Below are 5,093 nucleotides of genomic sequence, written 5' to 3' on the forward strand. Positions count from 1 at the left end.
GCCGATACCACCAACGTTGCGCCGGGTGACACTGTCGATCTGTCCAACACCGATGGCAACCTGGTGATCGCCAAGAACGCCACTGATGGCCCCCAGGAAGACGTGACCTTCGATCTGGCTGATGACGTGGCAGTCAACAACAGCGTTACGGTGGGCAGTGTGGTCACGGATGCGACCACTAACGATATCACCGGTCTGTCCAATACTGACCTGAACGATCCGAGCTTTGCCACGGCGGGCCGAGCGGCTACCGAGGAGCAGCTGGATCTGGTTGATCAGAACCTGACCAGCCAGGGACTCGACTTCGCGGGTGATAGCGGTACCGATGTGCATCGCGATTTGGGACAGACCCTGAACGTTAACGGTGGCGCTGATGCCAGCGGCAACACCAATATCAGCACGGTGGCCAATGGCACAGACACCCTCGAAATCGTGATGACCGATCAGCCGCAGTTCGGCAACGTGACGGTCAACACCGGCGGTGGCGATACCATCAATGGGCTCTCCAACACGACCTTCGACCCGAATGCCTTTACCTCTGGGCAAGCGGCCACCGAGGATCAACTGGCCCAGGTCAGCGATGTGGCCAACACCGGCTGGGACCTCACCGCTCAGGGCGTTGATCCCACCAACGTGGCGCCGGGTGACACCGTCGACCTGTCCAATACCGACGGCAACCTGGTGATCGCCAAAAACGCTGCCGATGGCCCCCTGGAGGAGGTCACCTTCGACCTCTCCGACGAGGTGACGATCGGCGACACGACGATCAACGACGACGGCATCGACATGGGCGGTGACACCATCACCAATGTCGGCGCGCCGGTCGACGGTGGCGATGCGGTCAATCTCGACTACTTCAACGAGAATAAGGCGCACTACTACAGCGTCAATGATGGCGGCACCCAGGGCGGCAACTACGACAACGACGGGGCCACCGGCGTGAACGCCATTGCGTCTGGTGTGGATGCCACGGCTACGGCGGATGGTGGTATCGCCATGGGGTACGGCGCCACAGCAGGCAATGTCGACAGCGTGGCACTGGGCACCAACGCCGTGACGGCCGCGCCAGTGGGCACCGCCAGTACCACCATTGCCGGTCTCAACTATACCTTTGCCGGGGGCACACCGACCGGCACGGTAAGCGTGGGTGACGCTGGCAACGAGCGTACCATCACTAACGTGGCGGCGGGTCGCATCTCGGCGAGCAGTACCGATGCCATCAATGGCAGCCAGCTTTTCGCTTCCAATCAGGCGATCGAGAATCTGAATACCGATCTGCAAGACAGCAAGGTACGTTATTACAGCGTCAACGATGGCGGTACCCAGCAGGACAACTACGCCAATGATGGCGCTGCGGGTGCGGACTCACTGGCCGCGGGGGTAGCAGCGTCCACGGGGGGCGGAGCCACACGGGCCGTGTCACTGGGTTACACCACCAGCGCCACCGGGGTGGATAGCGTGGCGATTGGGCAATATGCCAGCGCCGAGACGGAGGGGGCTATTGCCATCGGGCGTGATGCCACCGCCAATGGTGGCCAGTCGACCTCCATCGGGTACGGCAATACCGCCACGGGCGACGGTGCCGTGGCTATCGGCGATCCGAGTACCGCCATCGGTGATGGTGCCGTGGTGATGGGCAAGGACAACTATGCCGAAGGTACCGGGGCGGTGTCCCTGGGGAACAACAACACCTCCGAAGGCGACGGCGCCCTGGCGATTGGCGACACCAATACCTCCGATGGCAATGGCGCGATCACCATGGGCGTCAACAACCAGGCTACCGGCAATGGCGCCGTGGCCATGGGGAACGACAACGTGGTGACCGGCGACGGGGCCTTCGCGGTGGGCAATAACGCCACCAGTGGAGCTCTCGATACCCTGGCATTGGGCACTCAGGCCACGGCGACACAGCAGCATGCCATGGCGTTGGGGAACCGCTCCGAGGCGACGGGGTTTGCGTCCTTCGCTGCGGGTAATACGGCGGTGGCCTCGGGTGAGGCGTCCATGGCGCTAGGCCAGATTGCGGAAGCTACTGGACTGCGTTCTTCCGCCATCGGGCTGGATGCATTGGCCAGCGCCGAAGATTCCCTGGGGGTGGGTACCGAGGCCGAGGCCAGCGGCCTGCGTAGCACGGCTCTCGGTAATTTCAGTGTTGCGGGCGGCCAGGCGGCCCTGGCACTGGGCTCGAACTCTCAGGCCAACGTCGAAGGCAGTGTCGCCTTGGGGGCACGTTCCGATGTCCTGCATGAGCAGAGTGTGGCCCTGGGGGCCGCGACGGAAACCGTGCGGGGCGCTCAGGCTGGGTACATCGGCTATGGCAAGGACACCACCGAAGACTCGGTAGGTGAGATCGCGATCGCTCAGGTGGCTCGCTTCGATGATGACGGCAATCAGCTGACCGTCCCCGGCAATCGTCAGATCACCGGGGTGGCCGCCGGTGTCGAGGACACCGATGCGGTGAATGTCTCGCAGCTCAAGGGTATCGAGACGCACTACTACAGCGTCAACGATGGCGGCACCCAGGGCGGCAACTTCGACAATGATGGTGCCACCGGCGTGAACGCCATTGCGTCCGGTGTGGATGCCACGGCCACGGCGGATGGTGGTATCGCCATGGGGTATGGCGCCACGGTAGGCAATGTCGACAGCGTGGCACTGGGCACCAACGCGGTGACTGCCGCGCCGGTGGGCACTGCCAGTACCACGGTTGCCGGTACGACCTATTCCTTCGCCGGCAGCGCGCCGACGGGCACGGTGAGCGTGGGTGACGTGGGCAACGAGCGCACCATTACCAACGTGGCGGCGGGGCGCATTTCGGCAAGCAGCACCGATGCCATCAATGGCAGCCAGTTGTTCGCCACCAACCAGGCGGTGGAAGCTGCCGGCCAGGGATGGGACCTGACCGCTCAGGGAGCGGATAGCACCAATGTGGCGCCGGGTGACGCCGTCGATCTGTCGAACACCGACGGTAATCTGGTGATCACCAAGAACGCGGCGGATGGTACGCAGGAAGACGTGACCTTCGACCTGGCCGACGACGTGACGATCGGCAACAACGGTCCGACGCTCAACGACGACGGCATCGACATGGGCGGCGACACCATCACCAATGTCGGTGCGCCGGTCGACGGTGGCGACGCGGTCAACCTCGATTACTTTGACGAGAACCGTGCCCATTACTACAGCGTCAACGATGACGGCGTGATCGGTGGCAACTACGACAACGATGGTGCCTCCGGCGTGAACGCCCTGGCCGGCGGGGTGGATGCCCTGGCCTCGGCCGATGGGACTACCTCGCTGGGCTTCGGTGCCGATGCCCGGATCCTCGACAGCGTGGCTCTGGGTAGTGGCTCGATCTCCAATCGTGCCCTGGCGCCTGCCTCGGGCTTCATTCCGGCGAACGGTGCCACCATCGAGTACAACACCACTGACAAGGAACTGCTGGGAGCGATCTCGGTGGGTGACGATGACTCCTATCGTCAGATCACCAATGTGGCGGATGGTACCCAGGCCCAGGATGCCGTGACGGTGCGTCAGCTGCAGGGTGCCGTTGGTTCGGTGATCGATACCGGCATCAAGTATTTCCATGCCAACTCGACCCAGCCGGATTCCGCCGCGGTCGGGCAAGACAGCATCGCGGTGGGGCCAACGACGGTGGTCAACGGCGATGCCGGTATCGGCATGGGTAATGGCGCCATCGTCGGCCAGATGGCCCCCGGGGGTACCGCCATCGGGGATGGCGCCGAGGTGATGCTGTCCGACGGCATGGCTCTGGGGACGGCCTCGTTGTCCGAGGCCCAGCAAGGCATTGCGCTGGGTGCCGGGGCGACGGTCAGCCACGACCAGAGCGTGGCGTTGGGCAGCAACTCGGTGACCGCCGAGCCGGTGGCCACGCCGGGGACGACCATTGCCGGCACCGACTATGACTTTGCCGGCACCGCGCCGCAGAGCACGGTAAGCGTGGGCGACGTGGGCAACGAGCGCACCCTCACCAATGTCGCGGCCGGACGTGTCAGCGAGACCAGCACCGACGCCATCAACGGCAGTCAGTTGTTCGCCACCAATCAGGCGGTCGAAACCATCGGTGCAGGCTGGACGATCAGTGCGGAAGGTGGCAACGCGTCCAATGTCGGCGTCGACAGCGCCACGGGCAACGCCATGGATCTGAACAACGCCGATGGGAATATCGTCGTCAGTAAGGCCTCCGACAGCAATGACGTGACCTTCGATCTGTCGGACGAGGTGACGGTCGGTGATACGACGATCAACGAGGACGGTATCGACATGGGTGGTGACACCATCACCAATGTCGGCGCACCCGTGGACGAGGGTGATGCGGTCAACAAGCAGTATGTCGACGAGGCCGGTGATGAGCTGGTCGGTCTGGGCATGAACTTCGCTGGCAACGAAGGGGACCCGGTGCATCGTGACCTGGGGCAGACCCTGGGGATCACCGGCGAAGCGAGTGCCGCGGGTACCTTCAGCGGCACTAACCTGAAGACGGTGACCGACCCGGATACGGGGGCCATCCAGCTGCAGATGGCGGACGCGCCGCAATTCGGTGACGTGACCATCAACGAAGGCGACAGCGGCCGGATCTCCGGGGTGGCCGATGGCCAGGACGGCGATGATGCGGTCAACGTCAGCCAACTCGAAGACGTCAGCGACGTAGCCAATGCGGGCTGGGATCTCAGTGCCCAGGGGGCCGATACCACCAACGTGGCGCCGGGTGACGCTGTCGATCTCGAAAATACCGACGGCAATTTGACGATCACCAAGAACGCCACCGATGGCGACCAGGAGACGGTAACGTTCAATCTCTCGGACGAGGTGACGGTCGGTGATACGACGATCAACGAGGACGGTATCGACATGGGTGGCGATACCATCACCAACCTCGGCGATCCGGTGAATGGTGGCGATGCGGTCAACCTCGACTACTTCGACGAGAACCGCTCGCACTACTATAGCGTCAACGATGGTGGCACCCAGGGTGGCAACTACGACAATGACGGCGCCACCGGGGTGAATGCCATCGCGTCGGGCGTGGATGCCTCGGCCACCGCGGATGGCGCCGTGGCCATGGGCGACGG

At 63.7% G+C, this 5,093-nt stretch carries 1 protein-coding gene; it reads left to right on the forward strand.

Annotation, left to right across the window (positions count from 1 at the left end):
• Nucleotides 1-5,093 (forward strand): beta strand repeat-containing protein (locus RSO41_RS18405; protein ID WP_410000359.1); only part of this gene is annotated, 5,093 nt, incomplete at both ends.

The sequence above is a fragment of the Halomonas sp. I1 genome, assembly GCF_032334135.1.
Taxonomy (GTDB): Bacteria; Pseudomonadota; Gammaproteobacteria; order Pseudomonadales; family Halomonadaceae; genus Halomonas.